A 21,660-nucleotide genomic window follows, 5' to 3' on the forward strand; every position below is an offset into this window, starting at 1 on the left:
ACAGTCTTTTTGTTTTGCGTATTTACTGATGCATGTTCATGGAAACACTGATAGATATAATCATGAAAGAAAATGCTGCTAAGAGTGAATATTGGTGTCACCCAGAAATCAAAATAATAACCAAATAAATTTGGTGACTGTATTATTACCAGTTCCTTTAAATGGTGGTCTTCTCACCTATAAAATCATTGATCAAATTGATGACTGTGTTCGCGGCGCGTTTGTTGAAGTCCCGTTCGCCAGGCGCAAGCTGGTTGGCATTCTATGGGATATTACGGACGTTACTCCAGACGTCTCACCCGACAAGATTAAACAGGTGCTGTCAATTCTGGATCGCCCGCCTATGACTGATGAACTTATGCGGTTTATCGATTGGGTCGCGACATACACGTTATCCCCTTTAGGGGCGGTATTTAAGATGTGTATTTCTGTTCCTGGGCTTTTTGAAGATACGCAAAAACAGAAAGCCTATTTTTATACCGGCACACAGTCAAAGGGCACACGGCTTACAAGCGCTCGGCAAAAAGTACTTGATCTTATGCAAGATCAAAAGCTGCAAACTATTGCTGAAATTAAGGAAAAAACGGGTGTCAGCGATAGCGTCATTAAAGGATTGGAGGCGATCGGAATACTTGGTAGTCAGTATGTTGATACAAAACCTGATTCAGCCGTGCCAGTGCTTGGTGATGTCGAGCCAGAACTTTCTGAAGAACAAACAGTTGCGGCCAGCGCTCTCGTATATGCTGTCGCATCATCAGTGTTTAAGCCATTTCTTTTGGACGGTGTGACAGGGGCAGGTAAGACCGAGGTTTATTTCGAAGCGATTGCTGAAGCACTGAAAACTGAAGGTACGCAGGTGCTTGTATTGGTTCCTGAAATTGCACTGACATCGCAGTGGCTAGGTCGGTTCAAGACACGGTTCGGTGTGGACCCAGTGGTGTGGCATTCGGATATTGCGCAGGGTAAGCGCAAACGCGCCTGGCAGGCGATTGCATCGGGCGATGCGCGTGTTGTCGTGGGCGCGCGGTCAGCGCTGTTCCTGCCGTATCATAATTTGTCATTCATTGTTGTAGACGAAGAGCATGACCAGTCCTTCAAGCAAGAAGAGGGGGTTATGTATCACGCCCGAGACATGGCCATTGTTCGGGCAAAGTTTTCAAACTGCCCGATTGTGCTTGCAAGTGCCACACCGTCGCTTGAGACACGTGTGAATGCAGATAACGGACGTTTTGAAACTTTAAAATTGAGAGAGCGATTCGGCACGGCGGTTCTGCCGGAGGTCAAAGCCGTTGATATGCGCATTGATCCCCCTGCACCCGGAAAGTGGATATCCCCCGATCTGGTCAAAGAGATTAAAGACCGTATTCGTAATAATGAGCAGGTTATGCTCTTTCTGAATCGTAGAGGATATGCACCGCTCACGTTATGCAGAACATGTGGCCACCGATTCGGTTGTGATGAATGTTCAAGTTGGTTAGTGGAACACCGATTTCGCAGAGAACTGCATTGCCATCATTGTGGTCACATAGAGCCTATGCCGGACAAATGCCCAGAGTGCGGAAACGCGGATACATTGGCACCATGCGGCCCAGGTGTAGAGCGCCTTTTTGAAGAAGTTGCGGGCGAATTTCCTGATGCCAGAATAACTGTCATGACCAGCGACACAATGACGAGCCCCAAAGCAACAGCCCATATGGTTGAGCAAATAGAAAAGGGGATGCTTGATATTGTTATTGGGACTCAGATTCTTACAAAAGGATATCATTTTCCGAATCTGACCCTTGTTGGTGTCATTGATGCGGATCTAGGCCTTCGGGGCGGGGACCTGAGGGCAGCAGAGCGCACCTACCAACAATTGATGCAGGTGGCAGGGCGGGCAGGCCGCGCCGAAAAACCGGGAACTGTCTATCTTCAGACCTATGAACCTGAGCACCCAGTTGTTGATGCGCTCGTTAAAACTGACGGGGATAGCCTTATGGCAATGGAGCAGGAAATGCGTGAACGGTTCCAAATGCCTCCCTTTGGAAGACTGGTTGCTTTGATTCTTATGGGGCCTGAATTGAAGCCTGTTGCGGAAATGGGGCGAAGGCTTGCGCAAACGGCGCCACGAGAACACGTTTTAAACATTTTAGGGCCAGCGCCAGCACCTCTGACCCGCATTAGAGGACAGTATCGCTACCGAATGTTGTTGCATGCGGGTAAATCAACAAAAGTGCAGAAGATGGTTTTTGATTGGATCGAGCGGACTGAAAAGATAAAGGGCGTGAGAATCAAGGTGGATGTTGATCCTTATAATTTCCTGTAAATCCCGACACTCAGCCGTGGCAATCAATTCCTATGGGCTTTTTTATACTGTTTTAGGTGGTAAAACGGCACTTCTGTCAGAAGAATTTAGATATATGAACATGGCGGGTTGCACATGCGAAATCCTTGTGCTAGAGGGAGCACAAATTTCGGCTGATCATAGCCGCGATACACATGACTGCGTGTGTCTTAAAATGATCAAAAATGAGCGCAAAATGACGTAAGTAATTTTGCAAGGGTTCAACAGGTTCATACCTAAATCAGGGGACCGTCTGACGTGACCTCGCACAAAGCGATAGTTTCTGGAATTTCTGGCCGTTATGCGGTGGCGCTTTTTGAGCTTGCTGATGCAGCTAAAGCGTTGAAAGAGATCGAAACTGATCTTGTTACATTGAAGGCAATGATTGAAGACAGCGCAGACCTGCGCGACCTTGTTGTCTCTCCTCTTTATTCTCGTCAAGACCAGCAAAAGGGCATTACGAAGGTTGCAGAAGCCGGCTCTTTTAACGATCTGACGCAAAAGTTTCTCGGTACACTGGCCGCTAATCGTCGCCTTGATCAATTGTTACCTATTGTCGCTTCTTTCGAGAAGTTGCTCGCTAATCACCGCGGTGAGGTGAGTGCAGAAGTAACAAGTGCTCAAGAGCTGACTAAAACGCAGCTTGCTGACCTGACGAAAAAACTCAAATCAGCTATCGGGCGGGATGTCGCGATCGAAGCAAATGTTGATGAAGCATTGCTCGGCGGCCTTAAGGTCAAAGTGGGATCCCAGATGCTTGATAGTTCTCTTAAAACTAAACTCGATAACCTCGCAATCGCTATGAAAGGGGTTCAGTGATGGATATCCGTGCGGCGGAAATTTCCAAGGTCCTGAAGGACCAGATTGCAAATTTTGGCAACGATGCTGAGATTTCAGAAGTTGGTACCGTTCTCTCTGTGGGTGACGGTATTGCGCGTGTTTATGGTCTTGACCAAGTACAAGCTGGTGAAATGGTTGAATTTCCTGGCGGTATTAAAGGTATGGCCCTTAACCTTGAAAGCGATAACGTAGGTATCGTGATCTTCGGCGATGACCGGGGTATCAAGGAAGGCGATACAGTTAAGCGTACTGGCGATATCGTGGACGTGCCTGTTGGTAAAGGTTTGCTTGGCCGCGTTGTTGACGGTCTTGGTAATCCAATCGATGGTAAAGGCCCGCTTACAGACGTGACACGTGCACGTGTGGAAGTGAAAGCACCTGGTATTATCCCTCGTCAATCTGTATCCGAGCCGATGCAATCAGGCCTAAAGGCGATTGACGCACTTGTGCCGGTTGGACGTGGCCAGCGTGAGCTTGTGATTGGTGACCGTCAAACAGGTAAAACTGCTGTAGCGATTGATACATTCATCAACCAGAAAAGCGTAAACGACGCTGCTGCTGATGACAAAGACAAGCTATTCTGTATCTATGTTGCGGTTGGTCAAAAGCGTTCAACAGTTGCACAGATTGTTAAGTCACTCGAAGAAAACGGCGCGCTAGAATATTCTATCGTAATCGCTGCGACGGCTTCTGAGCCAGCACCGATGCAGTTCCTTGCACCATATACTGGTACAGCAATGGGTGAGTTCTTCCGCGACAACGGCATGCACGCTGTGATCGTACACGATGACCTTACAAAACAGGCGGTTGCTTACCGTCAGATGTCACTTCTTCTTCGTCGTCCTCCAGGACGTGAAGCGTACCCTGGTGACGTATTCTATCTTCACAGTCGTCTTCTTGAGCGTGCTGCGAAAATGTCTGACGAGCGTGGCGGTGGTTCATTGACAGCACTTCCTGTTATTGAAACACAGGCTGGCGACGTATCTGCATACATCCCAACAAACGTTATTTCGATTACTGACGGTCAGATCTTCCTTGAGACTGAGCTTTTCTACAAAGGTATCCGTCCTGCGATTAACGTTGGTCTATCGGTTTCTCGTGTGGGTTCTGCGGCGCAGATCAAAGCGATGAAACAGGTTGCGGGTTCTATTAAGCTTGAGCTTGCTCAGTACCGTGAGATGGAAGCATTTGCACAGTTTGGTTCTGACCTTGATGCCTCAACTCAGCAGCTTCTTAACCGTGGTGCACGCTTGACCGAGCTTCTGAAGCAAGGCCAGTTCAGCCCACTTCCAGTTGAAGAGCAGGTTGTTTCTATCTTCTCTGGTGTGAACGGTTACCTCGATAATATCGATACAACGGCTGTGACACGCTTTGAAGAGCAATTGCTTGCTGAGTTCCGTTCTAAGCACGCAGATGTTCTAGAGACAATCAGGACTGAGAAGAAACTATCTGATGATACGATTGCTAAGTTGAAATCTATCATGGATGGCTTCGCGAAGTCTTTCGGCTAAGTAACTTGAAGGGAGAGGCTAGGACATGCCAAGCCTTAAAGACCTAAAAGTCCGGATCGATTCAGTTAAGTCGACGCAGAAGATTACAAAAGCCATGAAAATGGTTGCTGCGTCGAAACTGAGAAGAGCACAGGAAGCTGCTGAAAGCGCCCGCCCGTATGCTGAGCGTATGGAAAAGGTGCTCTCTAGCCTTGGTGCTGCGGTCAAGGACCAACCTGGTGCATCACCTTTGCTCGCCGGTACAGGCAAGCATGAAGTTGAGCTTGTGGTAGTTGCAACGTCGGAGCGTGGTTTGTGTGGTGGTTTCAATACCAACATCGTCAAGCTTGCCCGTGCGCACATTCAAGAGCTGGTTGCTGCTGGTAAAACTGTGAAAATCCTTGCGATCGGTAAGAAGGGTGTTGCTCAGCTTCGCCGTGATTACGGTGACCTTATCATTGATATTAAGGATTTATCCGCGGTTAAGCGTCTTGGTTTTGCTGATGCACAACCAATTGCACAGCAGATTCTGGCGATGTTTGAACGCGGTGAATTTGATGTTGCGACACTATTCTACGCAAAGTTCCAATCTGCACTTGTACAGGTTAATACCAAACAGCAGCTTATTCCGGCACCAATTCCGGATGTTGCCAATGATGATGACGCTAGCAGTGCCTCAGATGTTTCATATGAATACGAACCATCTGAAGAAGCAATTTTGGACGATCTGTTGCCACGTAATGTTGCAGTTCAGCTTTATCGCGGCCTGCTTGAGAATGCTGCCTCTGAGCAGGGTTCACGGATGACGGCTATGGATAACGCAACACGCAATGCGGGTGATATGATTGATAGTCTATCAATCACATACAACCGTACGCGTCAGGCGAACATCACTAAAGAATTGATTGAAATTATTTCTGGCGCAGAGGCGCTTTGATTAGATTACACGAAGGAGTGTAAAAAATGGCTCAGAATACAGGCCGCATAACACAGGTAATTGGTGCCGTTGTTGACGTTCAGTTCGACAATGAATTACCCGCTATTTTGAACGCGCTTGAGACTATGAATAATGGTGAGCGCCTTGTTCTTGAGGTTGCTTCGCACCTTGGTGAGAACACTGTTCGTACAATCGCGATGGACTCCACGGAAGGTCTGGTTCGTGGCGCTGAAGTGACAGACACAGGTGCAGCGATTTCTGTACCGGTTGGCCCTGAAACACTTGGCCGTATCATGAACGTGATCGGTGAGCCAATTGATGAGCGCGGCGAGATCGGCCACAAGCAGGTTGCTCCGATCCACGCAGAAGCACCAGCGTTCGAAGAACAGTCTACCGAGCAAGAAGTTCTTGTAACAGGTATTAAGGTTGTTGACCTTCTCGCACCTTACGCAAAAGGTGGTAAGATTGGTCTCTTCGGTGGTGCAGGTGTTGGTAAAACAGTTCTTATCATGGAGCTTATCAACAACATCGCGAAAGGTCACGGTGGTTACTCTGTATTCGCTGGTGTTGGTGAGCGTACTCGTGAGGGTAACGACCTTTACCACGAAATGATCGAATCAGGCGTTATCAACCTTGACGGCGAATCAAAAGCAGCGCTTGTTTACGGTCAGATGAACGAACCTCCAGGAGCACGTGCACGTGTGGCCCTGACAGGTTTGACACAAGCAGAATATTTCCGTGACCAAGAAGGTCAGGACGTTCTCTTCTTCGTTGATAACATCTTCCGTTTCACACAAGCGGGTGCTGAGGTGTCGGCGCTTCTTGGTCGTATTCCATCTGCTGTGGGATATCAGCCTACGCTTGCGACAGATATGGGTGCACTTCAGGAACGTATTACATCGACAACTAAAGGCTCGATTACGTCTGTACAGGCTGTATACGTACCTGCCGATGACTTGACTGACCCTGCGCCAGCAACATCGTTCGCACACCTTGACGCAACAACAGTTCTTAGCCGTCAGATTGCTGAGCTTGGTATTTATCCTGCGGTTGACCCGCTTGATAGTACAAGCCGTATTCTTGACCCACGTGTTCTTGGTGATGAGCACTATGCTGTTGCGCGTTCCGTTCAGGAAGTGCTTCAGAAGTATAAATCACTTCAGGATATCATTGCGATCCTTGGTATGGACGAGCTTTCAGAAGAAGATAAGCTTGTGGTTGCACGCGCTCGTAAAATCCAGCGTTTCCTATCACAGCCATTCCATGTAGCTGAAATCTTTACCGGTACACCTGGTGAGTTCGTTTCTCTTGAAGATACAATTGCTGGCTTTAAAGCGATTGTTGCAGGTGAATATGACCATCTTCCAGAAGCTGCCTTCTACCTTGTTGGTAATATGGATCAGGCAATCGCGAAAGCTGAGAAACTCGCGAAAGAAGCGGCATAATCTCGTTTATTAGAGAAGTAAAAGCATGAGCGATACACTGCATTTAGAAATCGTATCTCCTGAGCGTCTTTTAAAAGATGCTCAGGCGGCTATGGTCGTTGTTCCAGGCACTGATGGTGATTTCGGTGTGCTTCCAAACCATGCGCCAATGATGTCAACAATTCGCCCAGGCGTTGTTGACGTGATTGCAAACGATGGTGACGACGCTGAACGTTTCTTTGTTAAGGGTGGCCTTGCGCAGGTTAGCGAAAAAGGCCTGACTATCCTTGCTGAAGAGATCCTTAATCTTGACGAGCAAAGTGCCCATGATTTGCAAGAGCAGATTGCGGCAACAAAAGCCTCTATTGATAATGCAAAAGATGATGTAGAGCGCGCGCAGCTTGAAAAAGATTTGGACTGGATGACAGCATTGTCTGATGTGATTGCAGTATAATACTGGCTACAATCTTAATTCTTAGGAAGCATCGCTTTGGCGGTGCTTTTTTAGTTGTGATAGTTAACGAGTAACAGAAGCATCGTGATCTCTTGGTTGGTATCTCCAAAGGGTAATACCATCCCATCGAACCGTTTATACTGATACAAAGGGTCAGCCCACGGTATAGGTTGGTTGAGACCCAGGTAAGGGGATTGCAGTTCGAGCATTTTTGCAAATCGTGTGAAAATATACTCGCTATTATTAAACGTATGAATGCTGTCGCCCGTGGGGTCTTTCTCAATATATCTTAAATATCCAGTACCGATAAGCCTGACTGTAAAATCAAGTGGGTGCCTTTCGACATTTATCAGCATGACATCTGGTAAATAGTCACGCATGTCATTTGGCTTCAGTTGGGCACGTGACGGCCATTGTTTGTCAGCTTTGATTGAATTCCAAAGCTGGAACAGCTCTTTTCCATACTTCCAAGGTATGTCGTTTACTTCGAAATCGAGTAACATTGTTTCCGTATGATTGCTCATTAAACTGCCCCAACTAGTCTAAATATTGTTTAAATGCTCTCAATACCGATTTATACACATCTTGTTTGAATGGGACGATCTCGTCAATAAGTTCGTGTTTGCTGGACCATTTCCACTTGGCAAATTCAGGATGATCTACGTCCAGATCAATTACATGCTCCGAAGCCACCAATTGCATCAAGTACCATTGTTGTTTTTGGCCTTTAAATTTTCCGCCCCACATTTTACCAACAAGGTGATCAGGTAAATCATAGGAAATCCAATCGCTGGTCTTGGCAAGGATTTTAACATCACTTGGTTTGACACTGGTTTCTTCTTCCAGCTCTCGAAGGGCCGCTGCTTCGATGTCTTCGCCTTTATCGATACCACCCTGCGGCATCTGCCATGCACCCGGTTTGTCCAGGCGTTCTGCGGTGAATATCTGGCCGTCCTCGTTGATAAGCATTATGCCCACGCATGGACGGTAGGGTAAGTTTTCAAGTTCGGCTTTGCCTGGCATATATCAAGTCCTGGATACTCTATATTTGTGATATCCTAATTTACTTAGGCAGTATACAGATCACAATGTAATTTAAATTCATCGGCACTTCGCAGTGAAATATAAACAGGCTGTATGCAGCCCCTTACTTAGCATTACCAAAGGGCTGATCAGCCTATGATCGATAGACTATAAATCCGTGCTAACGGGATAGTGGCTGGCGGTCTACAATCTGTGTAATTGGAACAAGTTGGTACCCACGTTCTTTCAGCCCGGCTGCCCACTCGTTAATGGTATTGATGGATATTGGGTAGGCGCGAATAATCCCCACCGAAGCCCCCAATGTACGTGCTCTTCCTTCGAGTTTTGTCAGCTCCGCAGAAATCGACGATTGATTTGGTTGCTCATCAATATAGCTATTGTTGATTGCTGTTGGAATGTTGAGGGCACGGCTCATCTCTGCGGCGCGAGAGAACTGGGTAGCGCGGCTATCAACAAACAGTAACCCGCGGCTGTTAATCTCGGCTAGAACAGGACTAAGGCTATCACTGACAGCTGTGAAACGGGAACCCATATGGTTCATAATACCCACATATCCTTGTACCCTGCTCATGGATGAACGAAGCAAGTTCAAATTTTGTCTGCTATTGTTCGCGGTAAGTAGGGCAAGAGGGCCCGCATCATTCTGGGTCGTATTGGATGGCTCCATAGGGACCATGAGTAAGCTTTCATGGCCTTTTTGACGGGCTTTATCCGCCCACCCTTCTAAATTAGTTCCGTAGGGCGAAAAAGCGATAGTGACTTCAGAGGGTAATGAATTGAGCGCGCGTTCGCTCTGGCGGCTACGTCGTCCTATGTCCGTGATAATAATAGCAATTCGAGGCAGCGCAGTGTCTGCTGTCGTATTTGCTGCATAGAATAGGGACGGTTGCCGACCATCTGCTGCGATCTGAGGTAACTGGCCCTGGCGCGTATCTTCCAACAATGCGGGGTCAACCGCGTTAATTATAGAGCTGGCTCCAGCGGCAGCTTCGGGAGGTGATGTTTTGGGCGCACTATCGTTAGATGTTGTATCGGATAGGGGCTGTTCATTACTGTGGTTATCAGTATCGTCAGATGTATCTAGGTCTTCAACCGCGTGATTATCGGTTTGTGTGCCATCAGTATGCGTAGTTTGTAGTTCGTTAGCATTGGAGGTTACGTCACCGTCAGCTGTAGATTTTGATGTATCTTCTGAACTGGCGTGCTCTTCGGTTTCATTGTGATGAGCAGCGTCATCGTAAGAAAGCTGTAAATAAACAGTTCCCCCAATTATCACTATTAAGCTGATTGCCCACGCAACCAATAATGCATTCATATTTGAAGGCACTGCACCTGATCCTGATCAAGGGTAAGATGCAATTTGCCTGTGCATCTTACCAGTATTATATAGTTTTACTATCTTGCTTCTGCGATCTGAGCTTTCGGTAGCGCAGACATGTTCTTTAATAGTTTGATAGCATATTTTAGTTGAACATCAACCCGGTCTTCAGGTGCTGGCGCTGTGGGGGCTTGCTGCACACCTTCTGCCTGTGGCTCTGGTTGCTCTTCCGCAGCTAGTGGTTCTTCTTCGCCTGCACGGTCAGAAACGTTTTGATCATTTTCAATATGACCTCTGAGGTCTGCCTCGCGGCGTGGGTTGCCGCGTGCATTTGCTGGGCGTGGGAACAGAACCTCAATATCAGGCTCTACCCCCCGTTCCTGAATAGATTGTCCGCTTGGTGTGAAGTAACGCGCTGTTGTCAGGCGGATTGCATAGTCGCGTTTTTCACCAAGGCGAATTTCGCTTTGAACAGTTCCTTTACCGAACGTTTTGTCCCCAAGTATTACAGCACGTCTATGATCCTTCAGGGCACCTGCAACAATTTCTGATGCGGATGCAGAATATGCATTCACCAGGACGACAATCGGAAGACCATCCATCAAATCACCGTGGGTCGCATACCAGCGATTGTTGTTTTCACGGCGTCTTCCCCGTGTCGAGACAATTTCACCGCGGTCAAGGAATGCATCTGAAACCCGAATAGCCTCGTCCAAGAGACCGCCAGGATTATTGCGAAGATCGATGATCAATCCGTCAAGGGCTGGGCCTGCTTCTTCGCGAATTTTGCGAACTGCATCTTCAACGCCTTTGCCCGTTTGTTGATTAAACGTTGTGATCCGAAGATATCCAATCGTGTCTTCTTCGATCCGGTGTCGAACGGCGCGAACCAGAATTTTCTCGCGGGTAATTTCTACATCAAAAGGCTCTTCGACACCTTCACGAACAACTGTAACAGTTATGGGTTCACCTACAGCGCCGCGCATAATCTTGATTGCGTCGGTCAATGTTTGGCCAAGGATCGCTTCGCCGTCCAGGTGCGTGATATAATCACCACCTTGAATGCCTGCGCGGTCAGCAGGTGTATCATCAATTGGTGATACTACCTTCACGACGCCTTTATCCATCTGTACCTCGATACCGAGGCCACCGTATTCACCTTCTGTTTGAATACGAACCTGTTCGAAGGCATCCGTGTTAAAGTATGTAGAATGTGGGTCGAGCGACCTGAGCATGCCTTGAATTGCAGCTTCAATTGCTTCTTTATCGTCGATATCATCAACATATTGGCTACGCATTAATTGAAAGATACGCATAAAGCGATCAAGTTGCTCGTAAACATCTTCCTGATCATTCGCACTATTTGATTGTGCTGTTACGGGAAGCGCCAACATTAATGCAAGTGCCGCACTCGATACCATTTTCCACATTCTCAGACACCTTTCTGTCTTTATAAGCCATTTGGCTTATTTGTTATTGTGTGCTTGCCTGTTGCCTTTGAAGCCATGGCAGGGGATCAATCGCTTTTCCTTTACGCCTCAGCTCCAGGTACAACGGTGTTGGGTTACTGTTTTCCAAAACACCTACGGGTTCACCAGTTAGTACCCATTGACCCAAGCCACCGTATATTTGGCCAAGGCCTGCAAGAAGAGTATGGTAACCTTCTCCATGTTCAATGATCAAGAGGTTGCCGTAATTTCTGAACGGCCCAGTGAACACAATTTGTCCATCAAAGGGTGATATAACCTGGCCGCCGGGTCGCCCTTGAATTTGAATACCACGTGCTTCAAGCGCTCCATTTTGTTGGCCAAACTTGCTAACCACACTTCCTGAAGCAGGGTAGGGGATTAATCCTTTCGCGTCAGCAAAGTTGCGACCAGATGTGTTTGGTCTGCGAATAGGCGCCCGCGTAACCTCGGTTCTGTTTGGTCTGTTGGGCTTAAGGTTTGGTGCAGCAAGTGTGCGAAGGCGTTCATTGCGTTCGTTGATTTTAGCCAGAAGGTCTTGTAGGTTTTTTGCTTCATTTGCAAGGTCTTGCAGCCTTTTCTCGTCCTGGCGCAATGCCTTGTTGATAGAGGTAATTTCACGTTTTCGCTCATTCACAAGAACGCTTAATTCACTTCGGTCTGCCTCTAGTTTAGTAAGCGTGACGTCTAGTTCCGATCGTTCAATAATAAGATTATTCTGAATGATCGTGAGAGCGCTTAGTTCATTTTTGAGCGCATCTGCTTTTGCATTCACTTCTGGAACGATCGTACTCATGAGAGAGGCGCTGCGCGCTGTTGAAACCGCCTCCTTGGGTTGCAGGAGCGCGAGAACTGCAGGCCGCCTAGAAAGTCGCTCCAGAGCGGCTAAAAGCTCGCTTAGTTCCTGTTGGCGGCTTTTTAGCGCATCAGATTTTATTTCTTCTTCCGATTCGAGGGATTTGATGTTTGCTTCAATCCGGGTGGCATTATCTTCTGTCAGCTTAATTATGGTGCCGAGCGCAATCATTTGTTCGGTAATACTGGCAACAGCATTTTCTGCGGTTTCGATTTGTTCTTGATGTGTATTTTTTTCCGCGGAAGCTGCTTCGATTTCGCTTTGGATTTGCTCTAATTTTTCCTGTGCTTTTTTTTCGTCATCAGGTGTTGTTTGCGCAACTACAGTTGATGCCCCCAGAGTTAATCCCATTAACCCAACTAAGCCACTAACTATGTATGACGATAGTCGGCTTTTCAGGGAGTGGGTATATGTGAGGGAATTTTTGGTCAAAAACACAGCTCTTTTAATCGGATAGTAAACTCTTACCGCCCATTTCCATGGGCTTTTCCAGCTGCATTAAATCCAGCATTGTTGGCGCGATATCGGATAGCGCCCCATCCATTAAGCCCTTGCCTGCATTTTCCCCGACGAGGAGAAGCGGAACATCAAAACTGGTATGCGCAGTATGCGGTTGCCCGGTATCCTGATCTTTCATGAGTTCCACGTTACCATGGTCTGCGGTTATCAAAAGCGACCCACCGGCATCTTGAACAGCGTCCTGCAATCGCCCGATACAGTGATCAACGGTTTCAACCGCTTTAATCGCGGCATCTAAAACACCAGTATGACCAACCATATCGGGATTGGCATAATTCACGATAATCGTATCGTATTTTTTACTTTGAATGGCTTCAACCAATTTGTCTGTGACCTCATGCGCTGACATTTCAGGCTTAAGGTCATAGGTAGTTACATCGGGCGAAGGTATTAAAATTCTGTCTTCGCCGTCAAAACTATCTTCCAATCCGCCATTGAAGAAGAAAGTAATGTGGGCGTATTTTTCTGTTTCGGAAATGCGGAGTTGCTTTTTCCCAGCGGTTGCGATGATTTCGCCAAAGCTGTTTTTAATGTCTATTGCAGGGAATAAGGTTGGAACATACGGGTTCAGGGCAGTTGAATATTCAACCATTCCCGCAACTGCTGCCAGCGACAATTCAGGGCGTTTAAATTCGGTAAAGTTGGGATCGACAAATGCGGTCAGGATTTCACGGGCGCGGTCAGCACGGAAATTTGCCATCAATAGTCCGTCACCGTTATGCATTCCTTGATACTCACCGATAACCGTCGCTTGAATAAACTCATCATTTTCACCGCGAGCATATGCGGCATTAACCGCGTCTAGCGCAGACGCTGCATTATGATCACTATTGGCCGCCACCATAACGTCATAGGCTGTTTGAACCCGTTCCCAGCGCTGATCACGGTCTAACGCGTAATAGCGGCCTGTCATGGTTTCTATAGTACAGTTGTTGACTTCTGCTATATCATGCTCAAATTGCTTGATAAATTCGATAGCACTACGGGGTGGTGTATCGCGTCCATCCATGAAAGCGTGAATACGAACAGGGACGCCAGCGCTCGCAATGATCTTTGCGAGTGCAGCAATATGATCCTGATGGCTATGAACACCGCCTGGGGACATTAATCCCATCAAATGAGCAGTTCCCTCTGATTGTTTCATTTTCGAAATGAAATTTTTAAGTTCGGTATTACTGGCAAGACTGTTGTTTTCGATAGCATCATTGATGCGCGGTAAATCCTGCATTACCACGCGACCACCACCAATATTCATATGACCAACTTCTGAATTACCCATTTGGCCGTCCGGTAGGCCGACAGCAAGCCCGCTGGTTTTCAGCCATGATCTCGGTACCGAATTCCACAGGTCGTCATATACTGGTGTGTTAGCAAGCTTTATCGCATTATCCGCCGTATCATCACGGTATCCAAAACCATCCAGGATACAGAGAACGACAGGGCCTTTTAGCGGGTTTTCCAGATTAGGCATTATGATAAATCTTCCATACAATTCGGTGGGCGCATGCCCTGATCATACATAGTATATGCAGAGAGTATTAACGCTCTTTTACTGTGCATTAAAGGATTGATCAATGACGGTTTGTGATTTGCTCTAGGATACTAATCACGGTGATAGGGATGGCCTGCCAGTATAGACCAGGAACGGTATATCTGTTCCCCCAGCATTGCGCGAACCATCATATGCGGCCATGTCAGGGTACCAAAGGCGAGTTTCAGGTCTGCACGGTTCAGGACAGATTGATCAAGGCCGTCAGCGCCGCCAATAATGAAAGCGACCGTGTTGATACCAGTCATTTGCCAGTCATCGATTTTTGCGGCAAGTGCGCGCGACGTCAGTCCTTTACCGCGTTCGTCCAGAACCACAAGCGAGGCACCATCCGGTACAGCCGCGAGCAAACTTTCTGCTTCCCGGGCTTTACGCTCGGATGTGTTAGCGCTTTGCTTTTTTATTTCGATTTCTTTGACCGATGTTTTCCACGGCAAGCGTTTGATATAGGCATCGAGCAAGTCTTGCTCTGGCCCGCGTTGCATACGGCCAATAGCTATAATATTGATATTCACTTGCGTGTTACACCCAGTATTCCGGGTGCACCCCTTCAAGCTGAGCGTAACCTGAAAATCAATTCAGTGCTTCAGGTTCTTCAATATCGGTTGTCCATAATTTGTCCAGATTATAGAAGCTTCGAACTTCTGGTCTGAAGATGTGAACAATGATATCGCCAGCATCAATTAATACCCAATCAGCTTGTTCAAGGCCTTGAACAGAAGCACCTTTGAAGCCGGTTTCCTTAATCGCTTTCAGTGCGTAATCAGCAAGGGCTGCAACCTGACGCTGCGAGCGACCATTTGCAATGACCATATGGTCTGCAATCGATGATTTTCCTGAAAGGTCGATGGATACGATGTCTTCTGCCTTGTTGTCGTCAAGGCTGTTGACAATTGCTTCTAGAAGGTCCTGTGGCAATATAGCCGATACAGGGTCAGTGACGCTGTGCGTCTCCGATGAAATTTGCAACTAGGTCTCCTTTGCGTTTGTTGCTTTGGCCTTTTTAGCTTTCTTCGCTAATTTCTCGGCACGTATCTCGGTAGCATTAGCAGGATGCCGGGGAATTGTTACAAATGTCCATGCAGGCCTGCCGGAATTGAAAATATTTTTTGCGGCGACGCGATTTTTTGAATATCGCAGGCAAAATTTACTCTTCAATCCTGTCCAACCATACCCCGGGCGGTCAAAAATCGCAATGGGAATAGCTTCAGCAATTTGTGACCAGCGTTCCCAAGTGTGAAATGTTGCTAAATTATCAGCCCCCATAATCCAGACAAAATCGGTATTTGGCATACCTCTTTGAAGGGATGTAATTGTGTCTGCACTATAGCGTGTGCCTAGTTTTTTCTCGATTTTACTAACATGCATCTTCGCATTGGTTTCGGTATTTCTGCGGGCGCGTTTCATCCGTTTCTTAAGAGATGCCATTTGCATCCCTTCTTTTTGCGGATTGCCCGGACTGACAAGAAACCAAAGCGAATCGATAGGAAGATGTTTCAGCGCATGTTCGGCGACGTGCATGTGTCCTTCATGAAAAGGGTTGAAACTGCCACCATAAAGTCCAATGCGTTGCCGGCGCCATTTGGCGGCAACCTTCTGCGTTGCAAATGATGGCTTTGGAACCTTCATGGGCGTGTTTGCCCTGTGCCGCGCACCTGGTATTTGAAGCTGGTTAATTGTTCCAGGCCAACAGGGCCGCGGGCGTGGATGCGACCTGTTGCTATGCCTATTTCTGCACCCATGCCGAATTCGCCACCATCAGCAAATTGAGTGGATGCATTGTGCATGACAATCGCACTATCAACTTCCCTGAGGAACCGTTCAGCAACGGAATTGTCTTCAGCAATGATCGTTTCCGTGTGGCCAGAGGAATAGGCCGCGATGTGGCTGAGGGCGCCATCAATGCCGTTTACCGTTTTTACTGATAAAATGGGGGCTAGATATTCAGTGTGCCAATCTGCATCTTGGGCCGGGTTTATTCTGCTATCCAATTGCTGGACGTTAGCGTCGCCTCTGAGCTCACAGCCACTTGTCAGTAACTGATCCAGCGTATTCTTGATAAAAGGAATCGCGGAATTATCAACCAATAGTGTTTCCGCTGCGCCGCAAATACCTGTACGGCGCATTTTGGCATTCAATGTTACATCGAGCGCTTTCTGCGCGTCTGCTGACCCATCGACATAGACATGGCATATGCCTTCAAGGTGCGCAAAAACAGGAACGCGACTTTCGTTTTGAACCCGCTCTACAAGCGACTTACCGCCCCTTGGCACGATAATATCAATGGCACCGTTCATCCCCAGCATTTCGCCAACAGCAGCGCGGTCACGCGTGGGCACGAGTTGAACGGCGTTTTCATCAAGCCCTGCTTTTTTAAGGCCATATTGAAGGGCGCCGTGAATGGCTATACTGGAATGTAAGCTATCACTACCGCCGCGCAAAATGGCTGCATTGCTGGACTTGAGGCATAAGGCACCGGCGTCGGCTGTTACATTAGGGCGGCTTTCATAAATGATGCCAATAACGCCTAACGGTACGCGAACCCGTGATATATGCAAGCCATTTGGCCGGTCCCAATCAGTGATTACGGTTCCAATTGGATCGTCAAGTTTGCTAATGGCATGGACAGCGTCTGCGATGGCTTCGATGCGCACTGGGTCTAATTTAAGACGGTCCAGCATGGCGTCACTTAGGGCTTTTTCTGTGCCAAAAGCCGTATCTTTCGCATTCGCTTCTAGGATAAGGTCGATATGACTACGTAGATAGTCTTCTGTATGTAAAAGAGCATCATTCTTTTGCGTGCTCGGCGCAAGCGCAAGCGCCCTTGAGGCTTCTTTTGCATTAGTGCCGATTTTTTGCATTAAAGCTTTGATGCTTGTTTCATTTTGCACGATGGTTTCTCATAAATAGTTAGCAAGTTACAGAAGAATAAGGTCATCCCGGTGAATGAGCGCCGAGCGGCCAGCGTATCCAAGAATTTTCTGTATGTCTCTCAGTTTTTTGCCTTTGATTAACTCTATTTCACTTGCGTCATAACTGACCAATCCGTGCCCAAGGTTGTTTCCGGATGGATCAAGAATAGTAATTAAATCACCACGTTTAAAACCCTGAGTAACCTCTGTAATACCGACAGGCAGGATGCTTGCACCGTCCTTGAGGGCTGACACGGCTCCGTTATCAAGGGTAACTGATCCCTTGGTTGATGTTAGGCTTCGTATCCACTGCTTGCGTGCTTCGAGCGGTTTATTGCTCGTTTTGAAAAGCGTGTGACGCTCGCCGTTTAATATCCGGCTAATGGGCGAGGGTGAATGCCCGTTGGCGATTATCATTGAGCAGCCTGATGTAAGCGCAATCTGTGCTGCTGCGATCTTGGTTGCCATACCGCCCGTACCATGATCGGTGTTTGTTGGGCCAGCCATCTGAAGAATCTCGGGCGTAATTTCAGTGACTACAGGAAAGAATTTTGCAGTTTTATCAGTGCGGGGGTCAGCGCTATATAGTCCGTCAATATCTGACAGAAGAAATAATAGGTCTGCCCCGGCAAGCTGCGCTACCCGCGCGGCTAACCTGTCATTATCACCAAATTTGATCTCTGATGTCGCTACGGTATCATTTTCGTTGATGATTGGTATGATATCCTTGGATAACAGGGCTTCCAATGTACCGCGGGCATTCAGATACCTTGGGCGGTCTTCAAGGTCGTTTAAAGTGAGCAAAAGCTGGGCAACAGTTTGATTGTTTTTGCTCAGGCTTTCCTCAAAGGCACGCGCAAGTTTGATTTGCCCGATGGCGGCTGATGCCTGTGCGTCGTCCAACCTTTGAGGCCGACCAGTTAGTCCAAGCGATTTTTTCCCAAGGGCTATAGCACCGCTTGAGACGATAATAACTTGTTTCCCTATGCGTTTCAGACTCGCAATATCATCGCTGACAGAGCTTAACCAGCTTTGGCGCAGGTCACCAAATTCGTCAACCAGAAGGCTGGAGCCAATTTTGATGATAATTGTTCCGGCATCTAGCTGATTATATATTTTTGATTGTGCTTCCATTTGAAAGCCTACCCAAGCGGCGACCACTCAGAAGCAGAAATATCTTCGCTGTCATCACCGAAGCCACGCTCTAACGCTTTTGCTTCTGCTTCCAGTTTTGCCCGCTCTTTAGCGCGCTCGTCATCGATGACCCGCCACAAAGCACCCAGTACGTCGGGAACACCACCACCTGTTGCGCCAGACAAAGTCAATACAGGTGCACCAGACGCCTCTTCAAGCAATGCTTTTTTCTCAGCAATATCTTCTTCAATCAATGCATCGCATTTATTGAGGCCGATGATGATGGGTTTGCCGATTAAATCACCGCCATATTCATTGACTTCGTTTGTAATGGTTTCATAGGCGTCAACGACATCGTCCTGCGTTCCATCAATAAGATGCAGAAGAATACCGCAGCGTTCAACATGGCCGAGGAAACGATGCCCAAGGCCAACGCCTTCGCTCGCACCTTCAATAAGGCCCGGTATGTCAGCCATGACAAATTCATTGCTTTCAAAGCCAACTACGCCCAATTGTGGCCGAATAGTTGTAAAGGGGTAGTCTGCAATTTTTGGCCGTGCGCGAGATACTGCGCTCAGGAAGGTTGATTTTCCAGCATTTGGGAGCCCAAGCAGGCCGGCATCCGCGATCAGCTTTAAGCGTAAAACAACCCACATCTCTTCGCCTTCGCCGCCCGGTGTAGCGCGGCGCGGTGCGCGGTTTGTCGAAGATTTAAAGTGTGTGTTGCCAAGGCCGCCGTGACCACCCTGAAGAATGGTGACACGGTCCCCTTCCTTTTCAAGGTCGGCAATAATAAACTCCTGGTCACCGTCATATATCTGAGTGCCAACAGGAACCTTCAGAACCATATCCTGGCCGGCTGCACCAGTCATGTTCTTGCCCATGCCGTGCTGTCCCTTTTGGGCTTTGTAGTGACGTTTATAACGATAGTCTACGAGCGTGTTTAGACCACTGATGGCCTCAAAAACAATATCGCCGCCCTTGCCGCCGTCACCGCCGTTTGGTCCGCCGAATTCGACATATTTTTCGCGCCGAAAGGATACGATCCCGTTACCACCGGGGCCGCTTTTTAAAAATATTCTGGTTTGATCTACAAATTTCATGGCGCGCTTGTATCAGATTGACGCCATCGGGGAAAGAGGAAAGGGTAAAAGATATAGAGTGTAGGAAAGGCGTCTGTCAGGGTTGTGCCCTGACAGACATGTAGTTCAATCAAGCCGCTCGAATTGTAGACAAGAACAAATCAACCTGCTTCTTCAATGTTTCAGAATTTGTTGACAGTTCGCTTGCCGCATCAAGCACGCTGTGAGCAGCCGCATCAGTTTCCTGTGCGACCGTATTCACACTTGTGACACTTGTAACAACGTCCTGCGTACCGCTTGCTGCTTCTGCTGCACTGCGACTGATTTCGTTGGTTGCTGCGGATTGTTCGTTTACGGTGGTTGAAAGCGCGTTTGCGATTTCGTTGATTTCCTCAACAGTATTGCTGACTGTACCAACTGCTTTAACTGCTCCGCTGGTGATTGACTGCATGTTAGCGATCTGTGCTTCAATCTCGCTAGTGGCGCCGGCAGTTTGGTTTGCAAGGCTTTTGACTTCACTTGCGACAACGGCAAAGCCCTTGCCAGCGTCGCCAGCGCGCGCGGCTTCGATCGTTGCGTTCAGTGCAAGCAGATTGGTTTGCTCTGCAATATCGTTAATCAAACCGACGATTTCACCAATTTTGTCTGCCGCGTCAGAGAGTTGAGCAACCTGATTTTGAGCATCGGATGCTGTTGCAACAGCATTTGTAGCAATTGTTGTTGCTGTGGTGACCTGATGTTGTACTTCATTGATTGACGCTGACATTTCTTCGGCAGCGGATGCGACGGTTTGAACGTTCGCACCTGCAAGCTCGCATGCGCTCGAAGCAGTGCTTGCTTCCAATTGTGTGCTTGATGCCGCCGATGTCATCTGTGATGCGGTGGCATTAAGCTGTGTCGCTGCTGAGGCAACGCCCTGGAGCACACCAACCACACTATTTTCAAACGTATCTGCAAGCTTTAGCTGGCTTTCGATACGCTCTTGTTCTGCGGCAGCCTTTAAGGCTTCTACCTCTGCCTGACGGCGTTTTTCCTCTGCGGCTTCCTCTTCAGCGCGGTCTGCATCCACGATCTCGCGGCGGAAACGATCAGCGAATGATTCGATTTCTGCCACCTTCGCTTCTATGGACTTTTCTTTAAAGTTTAGAACTGATGCTGCCATTTCACCGATTGCGCTTCCAAAGTTACTGTGAGGAACCTCGGTTTCTAAGTCACCGTCCGCGAGGGTTGTCATAGATTTGCGAAGATTGACCAAAGGAACTGTTACGCTTCTATATATGGCAATACTCAGGGTAACAATTGCGCTGATAATTGCGATAATCGTGAAAAGGAGTGCATAGAATGCAGAATTGGCGTCGGCGGCCTTCGTTTGAGCGCCGGTTAGTATCTCCTGATTAAGGAAGTCCTCTACCTTTTTCAGAAGGTCAATTTTCTTGGTGATTTCGCCAAACCAATAGCTGCTATCATAAGGCCCTGATGAGACATCACCGCCTTCTGCTGTTAGGGCAAAGTCACGCATTTGCTGGACGTTGTTTACAGCAGCACCCCGAACTGTGCCTTGGTAAAACTGTTCTGCTCTGGGTGTTGCAAAAGTATGAAACGAGTCGAGATAGGCTTCCTGTTCAGCAATCAATTCAATAAAGCGCTTGCGGCCGCCCCCAACAAATTTTCCGCTGCTATAGCCGCCGTTTCCAAACGCACGTTCCTGGCCCGCGCGCTCTTTGGCCTGCAATAAACCTATATAGGACGTGATCGCCTGTGTTGTCGAAACATCGTCTGATAGCAGGGCCATATTTTCGATAATATCAAGCAATGAAGCAATTGTAGGTGTGTAGTAGGACGCCATTTGGGGAACTGTCCGGTCAAGGTTTTGCACCTCAGATCTTACAGTTGATAGGCTTGTCAGATTGCTTCTCGCTGTTTGGACTAATTTATTGAATGACTGGTCATATTCACTGAAGTCAAAATCAGCAGCCATCTGGCCAAAGGATCGTAACGCCGGGTCGGTTGCAGTTTTCTGATCGGCAAGTCCTTTGGTTTGCGCAGTGCCAGCCTTTGACGCGATATAGCCCGCTGACCTGCCGCGTTCTTTTTGTAATTCATGAACAAGGCCGGTTACATACGGCGCAAAATGCGAAAGCCGATCCAGCCGTTCCGCTTTATCGGCTACGGATTTTGTGTTGTCGATAACGTATACTGCTAAACCCAGAGCGCATAATAAGGGAATAAGTAATAACAATAGAATGCGTTGCCCAAGACCAAAGCGATTAAAAAATTCTAGCATAATGAAATGCTCCCACTTACCTTCCTGA

General features: G+C 47.8%; 19 protein-coding genes. 6 read left to right on the plus strand and 13 right to left on the minus strand.

Going from position 1 to position 21,660, the window contains the following annotated elements; genetic code table 11:
• Positions 1 to 94: 94 nt before the first annotated feature.
• The 6 genes from KFF44_RS02695 (at position 95) to KFF44_RS02720 (ending at position 7,468) form a co-directional block, all read left to right on the plus strand.
• Positions 95 to 2,305 carry a primosomal protein N' gene (locus KFF44_RS02695; RefSeq protein ID WP_255936948.1) on the plus strand — a complete coding sequence of 737 codons (2,211 nt, stop codon included), beginning with the start codon at positions 95 to 97 and terminating at the stop codon, positions 2,303 to 2,305.
• A gap of 276 nt (positions 2,306 to 2,581) precedes the next feature.
• Positions 2,582 to 3,142 (plus strand): F0F1 ATP synthase subunit delta, encoded by a 561-nt coding sequence (locus KFF44_RS02700; protein WP_255936949.1) that lies wholly within the window; start codon positions 2,582 to 2,584, stop codon positions 3,140 to 3,142.
• Positions 3,142 to 4,674, plus strand: coding sequence for a F0F1 ATP synthase subunit alpha (gene atpA, locus KFF44_RS02705; protein ID WP_255936950.1), 1,533 nt, complete (start codon positions 3,142 to 3,144; stop codon positions 4,672 to 4,674). Before KFF44_RS02700 ends, atpA begins: the two co-directional genes overlap by 1 nt.
• 25 nt (positions 4,675 to 4,699) lie before the next feature.
• A complete protein-coding gene (locus tag KFF44_RS02710) occupies positions 4,700 to 5,590 on the plus strand; it encodes a F0F1 ATP synthase subunit gamma (protein WP_255936952.1) in 891 nt (296 codons plus the stop codon).
• Positions 5,591 to 5,616: 26 nt separating this feature from the next.
• Positions 5,617 to 7,035: a F0F1 ATP synthase subunit beta gene (gene atpD / locus KFF44_RS02715; protein ID WP_255936954.1), complete on the plus strand. Its 1,419-nt coding sequence runs from the start codon at positions 5,617 to 5,619 to the stop codon at positions 7,033 to 7,035.
• Between the two features lie 25 nt (positions 7,036 to 7,060).
• The gene (locus tag KFF44_RS02720) at positions 7,061 to 7,468 is read left to right on the plus strand and encodes a F0F1 ATP synthase subunit epsilon (protein ID WP_255936956.1); all 408 of its coding nucleotides are present in this window, start codon (positions 7,061 to 7,063) and stop codon (positions 7,466 to 7,468) included.
• A 50-nt stretch (positions 7,469 to 7,518) separates the two neighbouring features.
• On the opposite strand, the gene KFF44_RS02725 is transcribed toward KFF44_RS02720, so the two are convergent.
• From KFF44_RS02725 to KFF44_RS02785, 13 genes are all read right to left on the minus strand, one after another.
• A complete protein-coding gene (locus KFF44_RS02725; RefSeq protein ID WP_255936958.1) occupies positions 7,519 to 7,992 on the minus strand; it encodes a PAS domain-containing protein in 474 nt (157 codons plus the stop codon).
• Between the two features lie 13 nt (positions 7,993 to 8,005).
• A complete protein-coding gene (locus tag KFF44_RS02730) occupies positions 8,006 to 8,491 on the minus strand; it encodes an RNA pyrophosphohydrolase (RefSeq protein ID WP_255936961.1) in 486 nt (161 codons plus the stop codon).
• Between the two features lie 181 nt (positions 8,492 to 8,672).
• Entirely contained in the window at positions 8,673 to 9,839 is a 1,167-nt protein-coding gene (locus tag KFF44_RS02735) for a divergent polysaccharide deacetylase family protein (protein WP_255936963.1), read from the minus strand.
• A gap of 68 nt (positions 9,840 to 9,907) precedes the next feature.
• Complete coding sequence (locus KFF44_RS02740; RefSeq protein ID WP_255936965.1) at positions 9,908 to 11,260, minus strand: S41 family peptidase; 1,353 nt, start codon at positions 11,258 to 11,260, stop codon at positions 9,908 to 9,910.
• Between the two features lie 43 nt (positions 11,261 to 11,303).
• Positions 11,304 to 12,503 carry a murein hydrolase activator EnvC gene (locus KFF44_RS02745; RefSeq protein ID WP_255936968.1) on the minus strand — a complete coding sequence of 400 codons (1,200 nt, stop codon included), beginning with the start codon at positions 12,501 to 12,503 and terminating at the stop codon, positions 11,304 to 11,306.
• 94 nt (positions 12,504 to 12,597) lie between these two features.
• Positions 12,598 to 14,142, minus strand: a complete 1,545-nt coding sequence (gene gpmI, locus KFF44_RS02750) for a 2,3-bisphosphoglycerate-independent phosphoglycerate mutase (RefSeq protein WP_255936970.1) — start codon at positions 14,140 to 14,142, stop codon at positions 12,598 to 12,600.
• A gap of 131 nt (positions 14,143 to 14,273) precedes the next feature.
• The gene (gene rlmH / locus KFF44_RS02755; RefSeq protein ID WP_255936973.1) at positions 14,274 to 14,735 is read right to left on the minus strand and encodes a 23S rRNA (pseudouridine(1915)-N(3))-methyltransferase RlmH; all 462 of its coding nucleotides are present in this window, start codon (positions 14,733 to 14,735) and stop codon (positions 14,274 to 14,276) included.
• 58 nt (positions 14,736 to 14,793) lie between these two features.
• A complete protein-coding gene (gene rsfS / locus KFF44_RS02760; protein WP_255936990.1) occupies positions 14,794 to 15,189 on the minus strand; it encodes a ribosome silencing factor in 396 nt (131 codons plus the stop codon).
• Entirely contained in the window at positions 15,190 to 15,849 is a 660-nt protein-coding gene (nadD, locus tag KFF44_RS02765; protein WP_255936991.1) for a nicotinate (nicotinamide) nucleotide adenylyltransferase, read from the minus strand.
• Positions 15,846 to 17,081, minus strand: a complete 1,236-nt coding sequence (locus tag KFF44_RS02770; protein WP_370691136.1) for a glutamate-5-semialdehyde dehydrogenase — start codon at positions 17,079 to 17,081, stop codon at positions 15,846 to 15,848. Before KFF44_RS02770 ends, nadD begins: the two co-directional genes overlap by 4 nt.
• A 57-nt stretch (positions 17,082 to 17,138) precedes the next feature.
• Positions 17,139 to 18,266: a glutamate 5-kinase gene (gene proB / locus KFF44_RS02775; RefSeq protein ID WP_255936995.1), complete on the minus strand. Its 1,128-nt coding sequence runs from the start codon at positions 18,264 to 18,266 to the stop codon at positions 17,139 to 17,141.
• Between the two features lie 8 nt (positions 18,267 to 18,274).
• Complete coding sequence (obgE, locus tag KFF44_RS02780) at positions 18,275 to 19,369, minus strand: GTPase ObgE (protein WP_255936998.1); 1,095 nt, start codon at positions 19,367 to 19,369, stop codon at positions 18,275 to 18,277.
• 109 nt (positions 19,370 to 19,478) lie between these two features.
• A complete protein-coding gene (locus KFF44_RS02785; protein WP_255937001.1) occupies positions 19,479 to 21,632 on the minus strand; it encodes a methyl-accepting chemotaxis protein in 2,154 nt (717 codons plus the stop codon).
• Positions 21,633 to 21,660 lie beyond the last annotated feature (28 nt).

The sequence above is a fragment of the Kordiimonas sp. SCSIO 12610 genome, assembly GCF_024398015.1.
GTDB lineage: Bacteria > Pseudomonadota > Alphaproteobacteria > Sphingomonadales > Kordiimonadaceae > CANLMI01.